The organism is Paenibacillus sp. ALE3, from assembly GCF_054113405.1.
The window spans coordinates 2,610,422-2,631,127 of the sequence record NZ_CM134214.1; the positions used below are offsets into that span (position 1 = coordinate 2,610,422).

Consider the following 20,706-nt stretch of genomic DNA (forward strand, 5'->3'; position numbering starts at 1 on the left):
ACATCACACCTCCATTAAGAAATCCATAATATCAACTATTTGCTTTCCCTTATAAAAATCTGTATGTAGGGAATTAACTAATTTCGAAAATGTTATCACACCATTGTCATAAGCGTTTTTACATAACTTTATATACTCTAGAGATATGCCATTTTTTATCAACTCTGTAATTGGTTTAACAAGATTCGGAGAAACATCTACTAATTCAGGGTCTTCCTTATAATTGTTGATAACTTTAAAACTAAAATCAGATAATAGATCGTTTTTCATTTTACTTGTAATTATTTTTAAATCTGAAAGTTTATAAATAACAACTTGTTTATTCACTTTATATTTCCTACAAATAGCAATTATAAAATTGGAGATATATTCATACGACACGTTTCTTTTATTAATTAATTCATGATAAGCAGATGATGGAACTAAAAAATTACTAGAGAAATTATTAGCCCTAACTTCAATATAATCATTGGCTCTTTCATAACTTATTCTTTGCTCGCTATCCGAGTCAAATAACACATGGCAATATTCATGCGCTGCTGAGAAATTTTGTCTGAAAATATCATCCACATAGTTTATCAGTATACAATGGCCGGCATAGGGATGTTTAATATACACTCCCGAGATATTTTTATCTTCTAAGGTTCTTCTAAAAATGTGAATTTTTTGTTGTCGTAATAATGAGTAAACATTAGAAATATCACCAACAATTTTAAGCCTATTCCTTTCAAACTCCGCTGCTAAAATTCCTTGTTGTTTATGATTACTTACATTAAAGTCATCCAACGAATATCTCGGAGGTTCATGTTTATAATGTCCAAGCATTTCCTCAATATCATTTTTCGTTTCACATAATCTAATAAACGATTGTATAGCCCGTCTATCATTTTTTGATAGTTCACTATTTTGTCTGAATAAACTAGTGATTTGAGATTCTGCTGACGGATAATTACCTGTAACTAAATAACGAAAGTCAATTTTAAATAATTTCGCTAACAATACAACAGTATCTCCTTCAAGAGTTACATATTCACCATTTTCAATCATCTTATAATCATTTTCAGATTTATTGATATATTCTGCAACTTCATCAATAGTGTATTCTTGATTTTGTCTAGCTTCTTTTAGTTTTCTCCCTAATAGCTCGTAATCAAAATTCAATCCCAACCTCTCCAATCGTCATTTATATATTAATACTAATATAGATAGTATAACTTGTTGTTATATCCATCCTATCATATCATTTTATCTCTTGTATGAAACAAAAAAATAGAATAACAAAGCCCACTCGCTAGGAATCTTCAAGTGGGCTTTTCTAAAACTGTTATGTTATCGTGTCATATACAAATATTTAAGATGTTCCAGTGCTTGTTGATCTCCTTCATAAGCAAAATAAACTGCACTGCACTCCATACAACAGTCCTCTTGTATAGTAATAGAAATGACTTTGGAATCCTTTGAAATTAGGAATACTTCCAATTCAGTATTCTTAACACTGTTACCTCCACAAACGTCACAGTGACTAACACTAAGTTCAACAACATTATTTTCTCCACTAGAGTATGCATTAATTAACTTTCTGGCTTCTTCTATGCTTCTAACCTCTTTTTCGTTAATATATTCTTCACCACATTCTGCACAAGCAGCCGCGATTAACTTAACACTTTTAAATCGGTTGTTTTTAGCGATTAAAGGTAACTCCAGCTTTTGATACAATACCTCAGTGCCATTACACTTCCAACAAAACGGAACCTCTGATGCTTTCCCTAACAATGCACCTTGTCTGGCTATAAAATCATCCAGTCTCATCTGATAATTCTTTCTATCTTCCACTGAACTCATGATTCCCTCTTCGAAACTGACAAGAATGCCTTCGCTCATTTTCCGTTTATCTTCACTCATTTTTTCTCGCTCCTTTTTTTAAATAGTCTCAATAAAATCACGATTCAATTTATAATTTAAATCTAAGATACTCTAACAATTTTTGAACTTCCGAATGATGAATATCAATCATTTCTCCACATTCAACTGTAGCGATCTGTACTTGCGAAAGTAATCTGGAATAACCAACCGCTCTCTTCTTACCTTTATATTTCAAGAGAAAATATACTTCGAAGTCGCTCCGATCTTGGTTAGCTTCAACAGCTATCACAAACTCCTTGTATTCACGACTCCAACCTTTTACCAGCGGTAATATGCCCTTAATCTTCACTTTCACTTCTATTCCAATCATTGATTCAATAATATCGCTGTGAATAGTATTTGAAGATTGCTTCTCAGACATTGAAATCCCTCCAGAATGGTTTATTTTAGTTTCTGTATGGTGATGCATATTTAAGACTACATTTAACTCCCCTCCTTTCGGCGAATGCCAAAGAAAGTACTGAACCAATTTATCGAAATAAAAAGCGGAGTTGGCTTATTAGCCAACTCCGCTTTTTAAAACCGTATGGTATTATCTCGGAAATTTGATTTATTAAGATGTTCATAGATACACAACTCTTTCTTGAAAATCAATATTATGGGGTAAGAATATCACATTAACCAGAACGAAACAACTATTAATCAGTAACTATATTTATTAAAGCCAAAGAAAGTACCCTTCTATACCTAGTAATTAAGAACCTGACGCGGACAAAGCTTCGCTTTTGTCCTTGTCACGATTTGAACGCTGCGCTTTTCAAATCGTCTAGCTTACAACGCATGAACACATTTACTCTTTTGCTTTCCAACTTTCTCTTTAAGGATTTTGATAAAAAACCTTTGATTTTACTAGGTTTTTGGGGTGTGCTTAGGCAGTGTTGTTGCCTAAAGTTACAAGTGCCAATCATCAGGTGACTGGTCAATGATCGCATTCAATGGAGCTTCTTCAAAATCCTCACTAGTTAAATATCTTTCTAATAATCCCCGCATTCGACTACTAGGGATATAGATATTTATTGGTTTTCCTTCACGAATGCGACTTCTCCAAATCCATTGTATTAGTTCAGACAATGCCCAGGCATCACTATCTACTGCAATGCCATTCTGTCTGAAAAATCCTGTTTCTATTGGTCTCATAAATCTATTCGCTAAATATACTAAATTATATTTTTCTATATGATCATTTGTCGCTCTGGATGTAATTGATATATAAGAATCTGCGTATGACCTTGGAGCAACAAGCTTCTTAAACTTTTCCTTACTACCGCCTTTATATGTTGTCCAAAGTGCATTAGTGTTATTTGCCCTTTGTTTATTCGTCAAATAGTTATATGCATTATTCTGCAATCTTACAAAGTCTTTTTTATTTTTAGCATTTCCAAACCAACTATACGATAAGGCATTACTTTTATTTCCAATATCATTTAACGCGCCTTCATATATTGTTATTTTCTCAGCTAGCAAGTTCTTATTTAGATTCTCTCTTTTTTCGTATGGTACAAGCTCGTAAATTTCATTCGTTAATACGACTGATAGGTATTTATACTGTATTTGGTATAAATCAAAATAGTATCTTTGAAGTTGACCTTTGAAGAGATAGGTTAGTATATAAACATCTTGGAATAAATTAAAAATCTCTACAGGAAAAGACCATATTAAGGCTGAATTTTGATAATGTAGTAAAGAATCGGAGAGAGCCATCCTCTTTATATCATTAAATCTACTTTCATGGTCTATATCCTCATTCCACTGAATGTATTCTAAGCCATTATTCCTCTTCTCAATACTAATTGCTCCAGCGTTCTTTAATATCTCCAAGTCATTTTTCTTTAATTCCACTTGCTTAATAACATTCAATACCTCGTCTAGTATAAGAATATACTTATTCTGTTTAAGCAGCTTTCTCGTTCGATCATCTGCTCTCATAAATAGATTGTGTGTAGTACAAATATCCTTTCCTTCGTTAAGCAATCTGTGTAAATCATCCAGTTTGGTATTGCCAAGTTCATCATGTGGTTCATGAAAAACTCTATTTGTTACTTTTTCTTTAACTCTGGAAACCTCATTAAGAAATGGTGTTACATAAATAAACTTATACTCATCTACTGGAACAGAGTTCATATACTGAATAGCCCACGAAGTCTTTCCATAGCCGCAAGGGGCATCAATTACATTTACTGTTGTCATTCTACATTTCTCCTTTAACGAATTGTTTTAGCTTTGTATTAAGCTCATTTGAAATCACAAATGACTGATTGTAATGCCATTTGGACAGTTGCTTCCTTGAAACTCCTAAACTATGAGTAATAAAAGTCGTTAGTGTTCCAAATATCTGCTGCAACATAAACGTTGCTTCTTGTAATTCCTTGTCATTCATATTAATCATCTCTTTTTCATTGATTTGTGAACCTGTGATATGACTAGCAAAATAAAAACCCTCCAAAATTTCTTGGAGGGTTTTCGCTTATATAGTTTCATTTGACTGGCTATACCATTTTTTCGGTAAGTTCTCGTTAAAGAGACAAACCTCAATTATTATCTATCTTATTAATACAAAGATTTTAAAAGGTTTAAAAGAGTTTAAAAATCTTTTAAACCTTTTAAATGTACATGATATGATTTCTTTAAAACTGTTTGAAATACTTTTAAAGCTTTTGAACCTTTAAAACCTTTAAAACACGATAGTTCAGCGCAGCTTCTCTCATGGTTTCCCAGTGTTTGAATTAACACTAATTCAAGTCAATTCTTGAACCGATAAGCTTTATGCCTTGTGGAGTGAGTTCTATATAATTACTCGAATCTACTTCAAGCATAATCTTCTTATCAGATTTAAGTTTGAGGGTATCGCCGACGGATTCAAGAATAACTCCATCTACACCATTACGATTAAACCAAAGCCTACGCTCATTTCCGTTAGTTGCTTTATAGTTTATTTTAAATGCATCATTATCTTTAATAATGTAGCCAACCTCATTATCATTTAAAGCGTTGCTACCCAAACCCATTTTTATTGTAGGTATTCCATTGAGACTTCCAGTGGGATTATCGAGATAAAGAGCCATTTTCTCTTCATCGATACTTGTACCATTTCCTGAAATGAACTTGATAAACTGATCTTTTACCCAAACATAATCCTGCTTGTTTCTGTCTTCCATTGTCCTAACTTCATTAACAGTAAGCTTAGAAATGAATGAACCATCAGGTAGTTCAATTGGGTCAAGATCATCGTCAGAGATGATCAGGCGCTTCGCTCTCAGTGTTCCATCATTATGAACCCAGAATCGAGGTTCACCATTGACATCAATAGCAATACCTTCATTTGCATTCAGTCTGATTTGCTCACCATTTTGACCATTGATTGTAATGCCATCTTCCCAATCGAGAATGATCGCATCGCCAAGTTTACCATCAAGAATCCGAAGTCTTCTTGTACTTAACTCGTCAGCGAAAAGATTACCTTCAAGATCAACATAAAAACGCTTCTCCCAAATAGGAGAACCAGCAGTGCCAATGTTCTTCTCTATCTTGATACCTTCTGTGGCATTCAGTGTGGTTCGGTTCATCATGTTACCTCTCGTCACCACAATACCATTCTCAGCATCAATAACTGTATTGTTGTAGTTTCTACCCAACTGCAAAGAAGACTTCTCTAGGAAGTCTGCAAGCTTCGCTCTTGCGCTTTCATAAGACTGATAGAAGGTTTCCCACTTCTGATGGAACTCTAACCTTGTTGAACCAAGATCGTTCTTAATGTGGGTTGTTCTGTTCATGTCTGCAAACACAGGAGCCATATACGTAGTCAAAGAATTATATGAAGAAGTCAGGTCATTCCCTGCGGCTTGAAGTTGATTTCTCGCATCATCTAATCCATAGTAGGAAGAATCCCTATCATTATAAATAGTGGTTACGTACTTGTTAATTTGCTCTTTTAGGGTAGTGTATTGTTTTGTAATACTCTTGTGGTTATTAGCTAATGTTATCTTTTCTGTTGATACGATTACGTCATCAATGATGATAGAATCCAGCACAGAGAAGTCGAAATTGAGTCCATCAGCATCAAGGAGTACATCGCCAAGCTTAGTTTCAATACGCAAGCGTTTAGCAACTAAGTCTTCTGCGATAAGTGTTCCATCCTCATACTGTGAATTACCGATTGATGCATATACTTTGTTGACCCATCTGTTGCTCTCCCACTTCTGCAACGCCAAACCATTTGTTGCATTCAGGACAGATCGGTACTTTCCATCGTTCCTTAGAGCAATGAATCCATACTCGCCAATAACAACGTTATTGTAGAATTGACCCATATTCAGACCAGAGTAGAATTGAGCATCCTCAATTTTGTTTCGAAGATTCTTCTCTTCATCATAGTAAGTCTTGAATATCAAGATGAACTCTGCACGATCTGGAATCTCACTTGTTTGCTCGGTTTTAGGAGAGTTAACATCAATGTTCAGTGGGGTTTGGGTTACGATATCAATGTACTGAGACATGTAATTCATCAAATCGAAATATGCGTTAGTGAGTGGTGTTGTTGAATAAAGATCAATCGTACTTGATGATTTAGTGAAGTACTGTGCATCCATATCAAAAATGTCGTCACGCTGAGAACGAATGTACTCATCAGCCTGTTCAAGCATCCGATGATAACCAGCTTCGATCTTATACAGTTCAGTAATGATCTGCATCTTTTCGAGTGTGGTCAGCTTGTTGTCCATTACGATGTCTTTGAAGTCACCGATATCCAAATAGTTGTTTTCAGCATCAAGAATGGTTTTACCAATATCATTAACGATCTTGATGTTTTCAGCAACTAGATCGTGAGTATAAAGCGTTCCATCACTTGGGTCAGCCCACATGATCTTCTCCCATCCATCTGGATGTTTGTTTAGATCGGTTGTTGCTCTGTCAATAACAAAGCCTTCTCTATCGTCAACCTTAACTCGTGTAATGTCATTGAATGACCAGAGTCCGAATACGTCAGGATTCTCATTGACCAAACCAATCTTTGTTACCAATGTTCCATCACGATTGAATATTTCTCCTTTCGAACCTTGAAATTTAAGAACGCCATCTTCGTCTTCGAGTGCCAGTTTTGTACCCATAAAAACTTTTCCATAGATTCGCTCACCAACGATACAATGTTTCTTCTGTTTATGATAATACTCTTTGAGAACCTCGATGCTGAATATCCTCATATCATTCGGCTCTGTAATCTGATGCGTTAAATGCAATTGCACTCCATTCTTACTAACTTTATACACATACAGCATTCCACCAATACCTTCAAAGCTAATTTGATTATAAGTATCCTTATATATACTCTCCAAAGTATTCCCATGCGTTAGATACTCATATGAAATTTCATGAGCTTCTTTTGTGCGAATCCCTGCCGAAATGACATTTAGCGCACCTACAGGCAAATCAGTAACGACAACTGGATTAAAATCATAATAAGGAGATAGCTGAGTTACCCTGGTTTGCTCTCCAACATACTCTGCAATAACTATATCTATAGCTTCATCTGTATAACTTTGATATATCAAGTTACGTAATGAGTCTATATTTCTGTCTTTTTGTAACCTATACGATTCCATAAGTTTGTAGCAGTAATTTAACTCCCCACTACAGAAAATAATATAATTATCAACATGAAATAGCTTCTGAGCTGTTGTTCCTGCATCCCTATATATCACTCCATCAATTGTTACCGAGACGGCAGAATCCGCCGAAATAAAAACTTGCTCTCTTGTCTGAAATACTAAAGCATTACTCAAAATTATCACTCCTTAAAAGAAATAAACCCACGATCATGGAACCTCGTGGGCTTTTACTACTTATTGCCTATCTTCGAATGTCAATATACATTACGTAAAACTTATAATAGGATTCCATCAATTTAACGTTTCCTAATATCAATCGACAGTCCCTTTAGTAATCAATTTAATTTTCATCTTTAATTCATCAGAAATTACATACGAATCATTGTTCAGCCATCTTGAAATATGTTCTCTCGACACCCCACATTTATTTGCAATAAAGGCGATTGGCGTTCCGTAACTTTTCTGAATCTCCAATACTGATGCTCGCAATTCTTGGTCATTCATCTTTAACATCTCTCCTCTTTGATTTAATGATGCTGCGATCTGTTCAACAAAAAAATAAAACCTTCGAGATATCTCCTCAAAGGTGGCTCACTACTAATAATGATTTACAGAGATAGAGTTCTATCTCTTTGGCAGGGAACGGGTTTTAAAGGTTTTAAACTCGTTAAAGTTTCCTTTAAAGCTAATAAAGATTTTAAACCCTTTAAACGGGGTTAAAATTACCTTCCTCAATCATGGCAATATCTCAGATGAGTAATAGCGCACAACATGAACTATTAAGAATTATCAATAAAGGGTAGCCGAGCGGCTACCCTTTAAAAGTGAATTCCCCAAAAGTAAGGAATTTTGCATCTCTTATATAATTAGATAATAACTATATATAATACTATTATTATAGTACATATTATATATATAATAATTCTATTTATATAAGAGGGGAAAAATTCCTCACTTTTAGACTTTTCAGTTTCTACATACCACACAAAGTACTGCACGTCAATTTTAAGGCTCTAAATGCCCTCTCAGATCAATTTTAACCTCTACCCCTCCAATTACTCTCCTTAGATCGTCCAGAGCCACATTGAACCATTTCCGTTAGCCTGAGAGAAAACAGACAAGCCCATGACCATTGTCATGGACTCATATGATCGAATACACCTTATCCAACTGCTTGCTGTCATAAAATACTCTTGTAGTTGCAATCAGATTTAACTCTTCTAATCTTTGTGTGTATTTCTTCATGGTTCGTTCACTGCAACCTACGAGATCACCGAGTTGAGCGTTTGTTATCTGAAACTTATTGTTGTACTTGTCACACATCATACTGATATAACCATATACATACAGACCAACATGTCCAAGCTTCTTGTCGGAAATTATTCTGATGAAATCTTCAACATTCATTTTATGTGTATTTTGAAACGAATAGAATGTCCCTGTATAGTCTTCCCCATCAAATCTCGCCATCCCTTTGATTGGCTCCTTGACACAAAATCGCGGACTATGATTTATTCCAAGGTCAGGAATCTTCTTTCTCAATTCTTTTATAAGACCAAATTCCAAAATTCCATCATACATATAGAAAGTCACAGGATAATCAGTAGTTGTTTTTGTGTAGTTTATGCTATCCAATATGCCCTTAGTTTTTGTTATGTAAGACACAGCGGATTTATCTGATGTAAACACATTGATTATATTATGTTGGCTGTACTGATCTGTCTCCCCACCATATAGTGCGTTTCTGTATATATAAGAGATTAAATAATAATATGCATATGCAAAACACTTGTGGTTAAAGCTTTTAAATTCAGCCTTAGACAAGTCTTCGAATATTTCATTGGGCATTTGAACATTAACGCTTTCACTCACATTGAGCCATGATTCTAAGTTTTTCTTGTTCATATGTAGCTCCTTTGTTAAATACGATTATAGATTTATTATAGATTTCGTGTTGATCGGTGTCGAGGTGCCATATAAAACGAATTAACCGAATATGTTAGGAATACTGTCACGAATTATTAAGATAGGTAGATACCTAAATAGTAGACACATCTTTTGAAACGGCTGAACATCCTCCAACACTTCGATGTCTAAGCCAGTAAAACTATCTAAATTTACGACAGTGCCTTATCGAGGTTACGAGAGATGATTTAGAGAATGAACGTCTCGTAGATCATCATCGGAAGTCTGGATATATGTGTTCGGCAGTTATGAAATGGTAAATTTCAGTTTCCATCTGTAAACCACGCCCCCCACCGTTGCCAAGTCTTTTCACATAATTGTAGTTATGGGAAAAGCGATGCAACCTCCCTTGTATGGCTCCGCACGATCAGAACAAAGAATGAATTACGAAATAAGCAGCTCTGCCCCATATATTTCATTTAAAATGTTTTAAACTGTTTAAAAGCTTCTAAAGGTTTTAAACCTTTTAAAGCTTTCAAAGCTTTAAAAGCTTTAAAACATCAAGCACGACTAATCTATACGTAGATACCTCTTCGTATCGTAACAATAATTAGTCACTTACTGGGAGCAAGTCATATAATCTCACTTTGCTATCCATTAAACGATTTATCTCCTTATATAGCTATACAGAATTAAGTTGAAATCACACATTGCATAAAAACCTTTTGCCAAATCAACTGAACACATGTTGGTTTCAACACTTTTAGAAGTGAGAGGAGAAAAGAGGTACATACCGCTTTTTTGAGTGATTACAAATGCCCTATGCCGATACTGGCGAGGGTTATTTGTCGTTCTCTCCTTAATTCGACAAGCAGGAGATGGTTATCAATGACAATCTACAAACTGATTCATAATGAAGATTTACAAAGTGAAGAATGGCTCCCAGTAGTTGGCTACGAAGGGTTATATGAGGTATCCAATATGGGGAGAGTTAAGAGTTTAGGCAATAATAAATCTCGTAAAGAAAAGATTCTGAAACAGCAGATACGCAATGGATATTTGAGCGTTGAACTGTCAAAGAAACATCAAAAGACAAAGAAGTTCTTTGTTCACAGGTTAGTAGCAATTGCATTCATTTCTAATCCTGAAAACAAAGAACAATGTAACCATGAAAATGGAGATAAATTTGACAATAGATTGAAAAATCTTAATTGGGCTACACCTAAAGAAAATATAGCTCACGCAATCGCACATGGGTTGATCAAGAAAAATAGAAAACCAATAGTCGCAACTCATTTGGACACAGGAGAGCGATGCGAATTTGAATCACAATCAGAAGCGTCAAGAACTCTGTTTGTGAGCATGAACAAAATTTATGATGTACTCAATGGCAGACTGGCACATGTAGGTGGATGGATTTTTCAATTATCTAAATGACAGTTCTATAGAGCAACAAATCACCCTACCGGAGTTTGGAATGAATCGTAGATAAAAGAAACCTTACCGAAGACGTGTAAGGTTTCTAATTGTTTTTACATGCTTCTGTCTTACCCTGATGTTAAGCAAGGCACTCCATTCCACACTCAACCGCGTCATTTCATTCTTTGTGGCTTTTGCCAAGAGATTTGTTTGGAGTGTTTCAAATTAAGTTTCAAAACGCCTTCTAGCGGCTTTCAACAACGTTTGAATAGTATATCGTTATCGAGTTTGTGTGATGAATTGATTATTTGATTGATTGGAGAACTACAAATTCATCAAAGGGCTAGTCGTTTTAGCTAACTCCAATATCTGTTCATCTTGAATTGACTGGAGATAGCGATTTGTAATAATGGTTGACTCATGACCTAATAATCTGCTTAGGCTGTAAACATCTAAACCCAATCTTAATTGTTTTTGAGCAAAATAATGTCTAAGTGTATGGGGACTACAACGAATATGATCTCGAATCTTAGCTTCGTTTCCTGCTTTCTTCATCATTACTTCAATCGCTGTAACAGTTAAAATCTTGCCATTTTGAGATAAGAAGAAATTGGAATCAGTCATGAATTTATCCTTAAAATAAGCCTCTTTCATTCTTTCGTATTTGATGATGTATTTCTTAAGAAAAGGAGAAATGTATAAATTTCTTTCTTTGTTTCCTTTGCCATGTATTTTGATAACACTTTCTCCCACATCAAGAGAGCCAAGTGTACACAGTTCCAAATTTCTAATTCCTAAATCTACAAAGAACATTAAAATCAACTTATTTCGCATACTCAAATAAAAATCACCTTTAAATGCATTGATCAAACGTTTTATTTCATCATCGTTGAAAGTTTTTATCATAACTTTAGGTTCTCTCATCCATTTCAAACCTAGCACTGGATTTCTCTTCTCAGCGATATACCCTTCTCCCACTATGAATTTAAAAAATGAACGTATATTCTTTTGTATTCCGTTGATGTAGGACTCAGACAGTCCTTTCATTTTCAAGTTCATAAGGTATGATTTAATGTGAGAGGTGTTAACTTCATCTAAATCAACAACTGAAAATTCATTACTTAAGTAATTCAGAAATGCTCTATTGTTATTTCTATATCCTTTTATAGTGCGGATACTATAGTTCTTGATCTCCAAATCAAAAAGAAACTCTTTGTAAACATCTTCAAATAACATAAAAAAACTCACTCCTTATATGGATATTTCCATACAAAAAGTGAGTTTAGTTACAATGTCCATAGCATTATAGATAGGAAAACGTATATCATCGTTGGAATCACCCAGCACTAACATGTTTACCCTCGCTGAGTGATTAAACTAATGAAATTCAGAATGTTTTCCATGCCTTCCTAAGCTAGAATGGCTTAAAAATGCCACCTTTCCGTGAATTTGCCGCTTACTTATACAAACTCTACGTTATGATACACCTGCTGAACATCTTCCAAGTCCTCTAATGCATCAATCAATTTATCAAATTGAACCTGTGCATCTTCCGGAAGAGTAATATCATTTTGGGCAAGCATGGTGAGCTCAGCCACAGTAAACTCAGTTACTCCTGCCTGCTTGAAAGCTTCCTGAACAGCATGGAATTGATCAGGCTCTGCATATACGATGACGGCTTCATCTTCTTCAATGATGTCACGAACCTCGACATCTGCCTCCATCAGCAGCTCCAGCACTTCATCTGCGGTTTTACCCACCAGACCAATAACTGCCGTGGAATCAAACATGTAGGCTACAGATCCGCTCACGCCCAAGCTACCGCCATTTTTAGTAAATGCAGAACGCACATCCGATGCTGTACGGTTTACGTTATTAGTCAGTGCATCTACAATGACCATGGAGCCGTTCGGTCCGAAACCTTCATAACGAAGCTCTACGTAGTTTTCATCGCCAGCACCTTTTGCTTTTTCAATAGCACGGTCAATGATCGCTTTCGGTACATTGTACGTTTTTGCACGTTCTAACACGACTCTTAGTACCCGATTGGATTCAGGATCAGGCTCGCCCTGTTTGGCTGCCACATAAATTTCCACGCCAAATTTAGCATATATACGACTCGTATTAGCATCCTTGGATGCCTTCTTTTCTTTAATGTTATTCCACTTACGTCCCATAATATCCCGCTCTCTTCCTGTATGAATATACACAACGAACTTCATTATATCCTTGTATATTATATCTCCTAAAGGACATACGAACAAGTTCAAACAACTCCGTTATGGAAAAATAAACAATTCTACCTAATTAGGGATGCTTCAAGAATGTGAACTTTCAATCCCCTCATCTATGGACAATAATCCTATGAATGTCTAAGATGAGGAGGAAGTCTGACTTGAAGGAGATTATTCACTTGGATGTCTTACATAAAAAGTTGAGCAATAACCATGAAATCACGGTATATGAAACCACGGAGCTATATGGTGAAAAGGGATTATTTCGCGTGATGCAATTCTCCAATGCAGCCATCCAAGGTGCGATGGATTTGAATCATCCGCAACGTATTCTGTTCGAATATCCCAGAGCAATCATCCATCTCATGGAGCTGAACGACTCGTCATTTGAAGACGTGTTTGTTATCGGACATGGTGTAGGCACGATTGCGGGTCATTTTGCAGACAAACGCTTTAAGATTGCCGAGCTGGACGCACAAGTGGTAGAATTCAGCCGAATATTCTTTGGATACGACCAGGACAATGTAGTTATTGGTGATGGACGCCGCATTCTGGAGAAGGAGAGCCCGGATGCTTATGACTATATTATTTTGGACGCCTTCACGGAGCAGGGCACGCCTTTGCATTTAATATCTTGGGAATTTTTCAAAATGGCCAAAGAAAAGCTGGATGCAGAAGGCTCGCTAATTATGAATTTGATAGGCAAAAGCGAACACGATCATCTGATCCATGCCATTCACACAACGCTGCGTGAAGAATTCGCCTATGTTACCACGTTCTCCCTACCCTCGGAAGGCATTGCTGACATCCAAAATATCATTATGATAGGTCGAGACAAGCCCATTCGTTTTCAGGCACGTCAGATGGCCGACTTTCATGAGATTACCCTTGGAGAAGGTCATGTTCTGCGGGATACAGATGCTTAGTGTTGAATGAGGTTCAGTATCCGTCTCTCTACATCATGGATATGAATTGACTCTTTGTGGCTGCTTCTTCGCTCTACGAACTCTACTTTTCCGTGTTCAGCATCTTTACCAACGACAATACGCACGGGAATACCTACTAAATCCGAATCTTTAAATTTAACCCCTGGGCGTTCCTCACGATCATCTAGCAACACCTCCACACCGCGATCCTGCAGTTGGCTGTATAAGTCCTCAGCTATTTGCATCTGAAGCCTGTCTTTCACAGAAATCGGAATGATATGAACCTGAAACGGGGCCAGCGCATGCGGCCATATCATTCCGTTCTGGTCATGATTTTGCTCTACAATGGCGGACAGGATTCGGGAAACACCAATACCATAACAGCCCATAATCATCGCTTGATCAGTTCCGGACGCATCTAGAAAAGTTGCACCCAGCTTTTCACTGTACTTGGTGCCCAGTTTAAATACGTGTCCAATCTCAATTCCTCGATGAAGTTCCAATTTCCCTTCGTCACACCGAGGACATCTATCCCCTTCTATAACATTGCGCAAGTCTGCCACATAGCGAAGATCTAGATCGCGTCCTGGATTCACATGCCGATAATGGTAATCCTGCTCGTTCGCGCCTGCAAAACCGCTAGACATTTGGACAACGGCGTAATCCACCCACACAGGGATTGTCAAGCCGCATGGACCTATGAACCCGGGTGGGGTTCCAGTCGCCTTTGTGACGGCATCTGCATTTGCTATTTCGAATTTTTCACTACCTAAAATTTGTTTAACTTTTACTTCGTTGACCTCATGATCTCCTCTGACAACTATCGCAATCGGCTGATCGTCAGCCATATAAATCAGTGTTTTGATGATTTCCTTCGACTCTATGTGAAGCGTTTCAACAAGTTGATTTATGGTTCGCAAACCTGGAGTGTACAGTTTTTCCATTTTATCTGTATCAATTGAAGGATGGCTGTCATGTTCATCTTCATTGGAGACAGAAGATATTCCTATGCTCCCCGTCGTCCGTGGCTCCGCCTTTTCAAGATTGGCAGCATAATCACAGCAGGTACATGCCACAATGGTATCCTCTCCAATCTCAGCCAGTGCCATAAATTCATGAGTTTCACCCTCACCACCAATAGCGCCTGCATCTGCTTCGACTGCGCGAAAATTCAGACTGCAGCGGGTGAAAATACGTTGGTAGGCCTGGAACATCGTCCAATAAGTGTGATCTAGTCCTGCCCAATTGGCATCAAACGAATAGGCATCCTTCATCAAAAATTCTCTGCTGCGAAGCAGACCAAACCGAGGACGTCGTTCATCCCGAAACTTGGTTTGAATTTGGTACAGTGTTACCGGCAATTTCCGATAGGAATTTACTTCATTTCGTATTAAAGACGTAATGACCTCTTCATGTGTAGGACCTAATGCGAACTCCCGATCATGCCGATCTTGCAGACGCATCAGCTCAGGACCGTACACATCGTATCTCCCCGATTCTTGCCACAGCTCCGTTGGCTGTAATACAGGCATTAGCAGCTCTCCAGCCCCTGCACGATCCATCTCATCTCGTACAATTTGTTCCACTTTTCTGAGCACCCGTCTGCCCAGTGGCATATAGGTATACATTCCAGCCGCCAATTGACGGATAAATCCTGCCCGCAGCATCAGCTGATGGCTGATCACTTCGGCCTCTGCAGGTGCTTCACGTAAGGTTGTCAGTAATAATTGGCTTTGGCGCATGTGTGGCTTCCTCCTTGTAAGAACGTAAAATGTACGCAAAAAAGACACATCCGTCAGGGACGAATGTGTCGTGGTACCACCCTTCATTTGACCGTAACCATATACGGGACGGTCCTTCTTCAGATAACGGCATCTGGCCGGTAACGGTTTATCTTACGCACCGTTACAGCTCGCAAGGCAGGGAAACGTTCATTCGCGGCGAGAAACCTTTCAGCCCATGGGTTTCTTCTCTGTACAGCGGGTAATTGAACCTTTGATCCTTGGTCTACACTATTCCTATGTATTACAATTTTCACCACTTTACACGAAACGCAGATTCGAGTCAAGGAGATAATTGTCTATCTGGGCTCATCCAGGGACATGAACGATATTTAGATTTTAGGATAATCAAATTCCGTTCATTACCATATTGCAAAATGAGCGGCCAGATTTTAGGACGGATACGCCTGCGAAAACCCAGAACAAAGCGGACAAACCGAGGTGAAATATCCCAAATACGAACGGCTTCCCGCTCTATTCCTGTGGGTAACTCCTTGGAAAATAAAAAACGGTTAAGCGAACGTGTGATAACACCTGATATTGCCTCAATCGTGCTGACATCCATCACGATGATTGTGTCGGAACGCTGGAGTCGCTCGGTAAAATAACGCTCATGATAATTCCCTTCGATAATCCATTTTTCCCTTTGCAGGACTTCTCCCAGCTGTTTGTGAAATTGCTTGTCCGTACTCCGCTTCCACTCTGGCCCCCAATACAAATCATCCAACGAGGTATACGGCAAATGAGTCCACATCGATAGACGTTTGGCCAAAAAAGTCTTGCCGCTCCCCGGTGAGCCGATTACGATAATACGCTTAGCATGCTGCACAGCTAGAAGATCGTCACTTTGTCCTGCACGTAAGGTCGAAATGAAATAGATCAGTCGATATAGTAAACCTACTGCCAAAGCCCCTCCCTTTAAAAGCAAATAAAGTAGGAACAGCGGCAGAAAAACAATAGCGTATTTCACACTGTCCATCAGACATCCTGCTCCTTTTATAAATTCAATAATTGAGACCATTACGTCCGTGAAGCTCCAAATACACGCTGCTGTAGGTTAGTATTCTCTTCTTTACTTATGTATTTTTCTTTTTAAAATACACACCCTTAAAAAAAACAAAATTTTGCGAATGTGTGCCATACAGCTCCTGGAATCTAGAATGAAGTTTATTCATAGAAATGGTGTCTGAGACTGTCCGATCCGTTTGTATGGTTAAATCGACACAACTGATTCCAAACTGGCACACTTGCTCCATAGGATAACCTTGGGTAATTCCATAAATCATCCCGGCAATAAAAGCGTCGTCTGCGCCTGTGACATCAATGACCTGTTGAACTGGGTGTATAGGGATTTGTCCATAAGTTCCATCTTGAGAAGCAAACAACACACGCTCAGCACCGCAGATAATAATGACATTTTGAACCCCAAGTTTGTGAAAAACTCGAGCTGCGTCCAATATCTGCTGATCATCTTTAAGTTCAAGTCCCAAATAAGCTTCAGCCTCTTCCGGTTGGCATACCAGCCATTCCACCCCATGCAAATTTCGTGGAAGCTTTCTCATCTTGGAAGCTGACACCGAAGAAACGACAAGCGGAACCTGATGTTCCAGACAGACATGTATGGTGGCCGCTATTACGTTCATAGAAAAATTAGTGTCCAGCAGAACGAGTCGAGAAGAGGAAATTAAAGGAATATTTTCAAAAATTACGGAAGGGCGAATCTGATCATAAATCTCCATTTCTGCTGTCGCTACAATCATTTCACCATCCTCGTTCAGCAAGGCAGTATAGACACCGGTTGACGATTCACCTTTGACTTGGAGAGGAATCACGTGCATGTAACGGCTGGACTGTTCGATGATAAATTCACCTTCAGCATCGTCCCCAACTGCGGTCAGCAGGCTGACCCGTCGACTCAACCTCCCTAAATTTTCAGCCACATTCCGTGCTACCCCACCGCAAGATTGCAGACTAGTGCTGCTCGGGTTGGAGGTGTGAAGCTGAAATGTACCTTTAATCATGATTTTACGATCCAGATTGGCCCCTCCGATACACAGAATTTGTTCACTAGAGGGCCAAGGCTCGTCCTGCTCATTTTTGTGAATTTTTTTTAATTTCATCATTTGACTCCTTTCTCGACTCTATTCGCTAGAATGATTTAAATTTGTGCAGAAATAGGCACTCTATAAACCTAACATGTTCCAAATGTCAAATTCCCAAGAATCATGTCGAGTCCGTTAAAAATATCATAAAGTTACACATACAAAAAAATCACCTTATCGTAAAAACATCCTCCACTTTACAATAAGGTGACTAGAGCTGAACGTACAGCTTAGATCCTTCCTAACATCCTGTTATTTTATAATGAATAGTGCAGCTCCATGAGGGGGTAAATCTGCAGACAGTTCCTGCACTATATCACCTAAATCCACATGGTTCCATAAATCTCTGGCACTTGCCTGCCCTTCAATTCCAAGCTCCTGTAAGGACACACGGACTGTGGAAGCTTCATCTCCAGCATTAAATAAAGCCGCATATACGTGACCTTCCTCGTTGTGAGAAGTCCAAACGATATGTTCATCCTTTCTGTAGACCTGTCGCGCATTCACACCGTTGTGATGAACATCGAGCACTTCTTTGTTCGTCAGCAATGAAAGTGTCCATTCGTCATTATCACGCAGTTCTCCCCCAAACATCAGTGGAGACCGGAAAATGCTCCATAAAGTCATCATTGTCAGCTGCTCATCCTTCGTAAAGCGTGTCCATCGATCATGACTGCCGGAATCTACTGAATCTACCGAACGAATACCCAGATGGCCCAGTGGCAACATGTCGCAATCCGGCCAGTGACCTGGACCTACATGTTCCGCCCATTTCTCGCAGCGCTCAAACATACCATACAGTAAAGGCCATACATCCCAGAAGTCATCAGTCATACGCCACATATTCGCGTTTGCGATTAAATCAGATGCATGCTCCAGCGGTGCGGGACCAGGCGATAGACTCAACACCATCGGACGTCCGCACTGGGCGATAGCCCGCTTAATCAATTCAATTTCCGCCAAATGAATACCATAGAGACGTGATGCAGCAATGTCATCTACTTTGACAAAATCCACACCCCATTCCGCATACAGGTCAAATAACGAATTATAATACTCCTGTGCGCCTTCCTTGGAAGCATCTACCCCATACATATCTGTGTTCCAAGGACAAATAGAGTTAGGATGTGCAATTTGTCTGGCTGTAGCTGTAGTTCCTAAAATCGGAGTATCCTGATGAACCGCCTGGCGGGAGATGCCTCTCATAATATGTATCCCAAATTTTAATCCCAGACCGTGTACATATTCCGCAAGAGCTTGGAAGCCGCGTCCATCTGCTGCCGAAGGAAAACGATTCACCGCTGGAATCAGACGTGAATATGAATCCATTTCCAATGGGACAAACGGGCGATACTGTGAAGATACTGCTCCTGACTCATACCACTGAATATCCACCACAACATATTCCCAACCATATTCCTTCAGGTGCTCCGCCATATATTGAGCATTTCCTCGCACTTCCTCTTCCCGTACTGCTGCACCGTAGCAATCCCAGCTATTCCACCCCATAGGTGGTGTATGCGCTGTCAAATGATGTTTCATTGAATTCATCCTTTCATCTGCTAGACCTCAACCTGTTACTGTAAATCTCATCAACCCCACAATACCATTATAATGTAACCCCTTACTTTTGTCGCTCGTCATCTTTTCCGTTTCCACTTTTTATACATTTATGTTGACTAACTTAAAGAATGTGGTACATTTAAACTTGCTTGTTAAAAAACTTTGACTTGAATCAGAGGGTGATTTTACATGTGTGAACATGCTTATCGAATTTTGTTGTTTTACAAATATGTCAATATTGAAGATCCTGCCACCTTTACGGCAGAGCATCTGGCTTACTGCAAAGAGCTGGGCGTCAAGGGAAGAATCTTGATTGCTGAGGAAGGAATCAACGGAACACTGTCCGGTACAGTAGAGCAAACGGAGCAGTATATCCGTGATTTGCGCGCTAATCCGAAATTTCACGATATCGTTATTAAAATAGATGAGTCTGACGGTCATGCGTTCAAGAAAATATTTGTACGCCATCGTCAGGAGCTGGTTACGCTACGTCATGAGGACGAGCTGGACCCTAATGTAATTAGCGGCAAGCGTCTATCACCAAAGGAGTTTTATGAACAGCTCCAAAATGAAGATGTCGTGGTTCTGGACGGACGTAACGACTACGAATATGACATCGGTCATTTCCGCGGAGCTATTCGCCCCGAAGTTGAATCGTTCCGTGAATTTCCACAATGGATTCGCGATAATATGACTGGGTTCAAGGATAAAAAAATCCTGACATACTGTACCGGGGGTATTCGTTGCGAAAAGCTGTCTGGTCTGCTGATTAAAGAAGGCTTTAACGATGTAGCTCAGTTGGATGGCGGCATTGTGACTTACAGCAAGGACCCAGAAGTACAAGGACGTTTGTTTGACGGTAAGTGCTATGTATTTGACGAACGAATTTCGGTTCGAATCAACCATACAGATGAAGACGTTGTTGTTGGTAATTGCTACCACTGTGAAACAACAAACGATCATTATATTAACTGCCCCGTGTGCAATCTCCAACATATCGTGTGTCCAGATTGCGAAGAACAGCATCAACACTATTGCTCTGACGATTGCCGAACTAAAGCGGAAACTATGGCTTCTGCATAAACCTTCAGAATACTCGGTTTCATATAAAAGGGATGTTCTTATTAGCCGTTTAACATGGCTGTGGACATCCCTTTTGTTATTTTCAGAATAAGTGATCTAAGCTTCATAGCATATACCTATAACCTTAATTGTTTATCCATCTTGGACGGGTTCGAAAGTAGCGCCTT

At 38.6% G+C, this 20,706-nt stretch carries 18 protein-coding genes; 4 read left to right on the forward strand and 14 right to left on the reverse strand.

All coding sequences use genetic code 11. The annotated features are described in order from the left end of the window. Positions 1-3: 3 nt before the first annotated feature. From ACXHJ2_RS11455 to ACXHJ2_RS11490, 8 genes are all read right to left on the reverse strand, one after another. A complete protein-coding gene (locus tag ACXHJ2_RS11455; RefSeq protein WP_165083642.1) occupies positions 4-1,161 on the reverse strand; it encodes a helix-turn-helix domain-containing protein in 1,158 nt (385 codons plus the stop codon). A gap of 168 nt (positions 1,162-1,329) precedes the next feature. Continuing rightward, positions 1,330-1,902: a hypothetical protein gene (locus ACXHJ2_RS11460; protein ID WP_165083644.1), complete on the reverse strand. Its 573-nt coding sequence runs from the start codon at positions 1,900-1,902 to the stop codon at positions 1,330-1,332. A 49-nt stretch (positions 1,903-1,951) separates the two neighbouring features. Beyond that, a complete protein-coding gene (locus ACXHJ2_RS11465; RefSeq protein WP_165083645.1) occupies positions 1,952-2,284 on the reverse strand; it encodes a hypothetical protein in 333 nt (110 codons plus the stop codon). Positions 2,285-2,814: 530 nt separating this feature from the next. Continuing rightward, positions 2,815-4,110: a DEAD/DEAH box helicase family protein gene (locus ACXHJ2_RS11470; RefSeq protein ID WP_165083647.1), complete on the reverse strand. Its 1,296-nt coding sequence runs from the start codon at positions 4,108-4,110 to the stop codon at positions 2,815-2,817. Position 4,111: 1 nt separating this feature from the next. Then, positions 4,112-4,366 (reverse strand): hypothetical protein, encoded by a 255-nt coding sequence (locus tag ACXHJ2_RS11475; RefSeq protein ID WP_238791710.1) that lies wholly within the window; start codon positions 4,364-4,366, stop codon positions 4,112-4,114. Positions 4,367-4,652: 286 nt separating this feature from the next. Next, positions 4,653-7,700, reverse strand: coding sequence for a hypothetical protein (locus ACXHJ2_RS11480; RefSeq protein ID WP_185156549.1), 3,048 nt, complete (start codon positions 7,698-7,700; stop codon positions 4,653-4,655). A 138-nt stretch (positions 7,701-7,838) separates the two neighbouring features. Further along, a complete protein-coding gene (locus tag ACXHJ2_RS11485; protein WP_165083651.1) occupies positions 7,839-8,030 on the reverse strand; it encodes a LacI family DNA-binding transcriptional regulator in 192 nt (63 codons plus the stop codon). Positions 8,031-8,669: 639 nt separating this feature from the next. Continuing rightward, entirely contained in the window at positions 8,670-9,431 is a 762-nt protein-coding gene (locus tag ACXHJ2_RS11490; RefSeq protein ID WP_238791124.1) for a hypothetical protein, read from the reverse strand. Positions 9,432-10,319: 888 nt separating this feature from the next. Between ACXHJ2_RS11490 and ACXHJ2_RS11495 the strand changes: the two genes are divergently transcribed. Next, complete coding sequence (locus ACXHJ2_RS11495; RefSeq protein ID WP_165083653.1) at positions 10,320-10,868, forward strand: NUMOD4 domain-containing protein; 549 nt, start codon at positions 10,320-10,322, stop codon at positions 10,866-10,868. A gap of 306 nt (positions 10,869-11,174) precedes the next feature. Here ACXHJ2_RS11495 and ACXHJ2_RS11500 read toward each other — a convergent pair whose 3' ends face one another. Further along, positions 11,175-12,086: a tyrosine-type recombinase/integrase gene (locus tag ACXHJ2_RS11500; protein ID WP_165083655.1), complete on the reverse strand. Its 912-nt coding sequence runs from the start codon at positions 12,084-12,086 to the stop codon at positions 11,175-11,177. A gap of 224 nt (positions 12,087-12,310) precedes the next feature. Beyond that, a complete protein-coding gene (locus ACXHJ2_RS11505; RefSeq protein ID WP_165083656.1) occupies positions 12,311-13,027 on the reverse strand; it encodes a YebC/PmpR family DNA-binding transcriptional regulator in 717 nt (238 codons plus the stop codon). Between the two features lie 218 nt (positions 13,028-13,245). Between ACXHJ2_RS11505 and ACXHJ2_RS11510 the strand changes: the two genes are divergently transcribed. Continuing rightward, positions 13,246-14,010, forward strand: a complete 765-nt coding sequence (locus tag ACXHJ2_RS11510; RefSeq protein ID WP_165083657.1) for a spermidine synthase — start codon at positions 13,246-13,248, stop codon at positions 14,008-14,010. Here the strand turns inward: ACXHJ2_RS11510 and ACXHJ2_RS11515 are convergent. After that, the gene (locus tag ACXHJ2_RS11515; RefSeq protein ID WP_165083658.1) at positions 14,007-15,752 is read right to left on the reverse strand and encodes a proline--tRNA ligase; all 1,746 of its coding nucleotides are present in this window, start codon (positions 15,750-15,752) and stop codon (positions 14,007-14,009) included. The genes ACXHJ2_RS11510 and ACXHJ2_RS11515 overlap by 4 nt on opposite strands. Positions 15,753-15,781: 29 nt before the next feature. On the opposite strand from ACXHJ2_RS11515, the gene ACXHJ2_RS11520 reads away from it, so the two are divergent. Further along, positions 15,782-15,997 carry a hypothetical protein gene (locus ACXHJ2_RS11520; RefSeq protein WP_137078448.1) on the forward strand — a complete coding sequence of 72 codons (216 nt, stop codon included), beginning with the start codon at positions 15,782-15,784 and terminating at the stop codon, positions 15,995-15,997. A gap of 77 nt (positions 15,998-16,074) precedes the next feature. Here ACXHJ2_RS11520 and ACXHJ2_RS11525 read toward each other — a convergent pair whose 3' ends face one another. The 3 genes from ACXHJ2_RS11525 to ACXHJ2_RS11535 form a co-directional block, all read right to left on the reverse strand. After that, a complete protein-coding gene (locus ACXHJ2_RS11525; RefSeq protein ID WP_165083659.1) occupies positions 16,075-16,770 on the reverse strand; it encodes a P-loop NTPase family protein in 696 nt (231 codons plus the stop codon). Positions 16,771-16,867: 97 nt separating this feature from the next. After that, a complete protein-coding gene (locus ACXHJ2_RS11530; protein ID WP_165083681.1) occupies positions 16,868-17,911 on the reverse strand; it encodes a carbohydrate kinase family protein in 1,044 nt (347 codons plus the stop codon). Positions 17,912-18,145: 234 nt separating this feature from the next. After that, the gene (locus tag ACXHJ2_RS11535) at positions 18,146-19,435 is read right to left on the reverse strand and encodes a glycoside hydrolase family 27 protein (RefSeq protein WP_165083660.1); all 1,290 of its coding nucleotides are present in this window, start codon (positions 19,433-19,435) and stop codon (positions 18,146-18,148) included. 210 nt (positions 19,436-19,645) lie between these two features. Between ACXHJ2_RS11535 and trhO the strand changes: the two genes are divergently transcribed. Then, complete coding sequence (gene trhO / locus ACXHJ2_RS11540; protein ID WP_165083661.1) at positions 19,646-20,539, forward strand: oxygen-dependent tRNA uridine(34) hydroxylase TrhO; 894 nt, start codon at positions 19,646-19,648, stop codon at positions 20,537-20,539. Positions 20,540-20,706 lie beyond the last annotated feature (167 nt).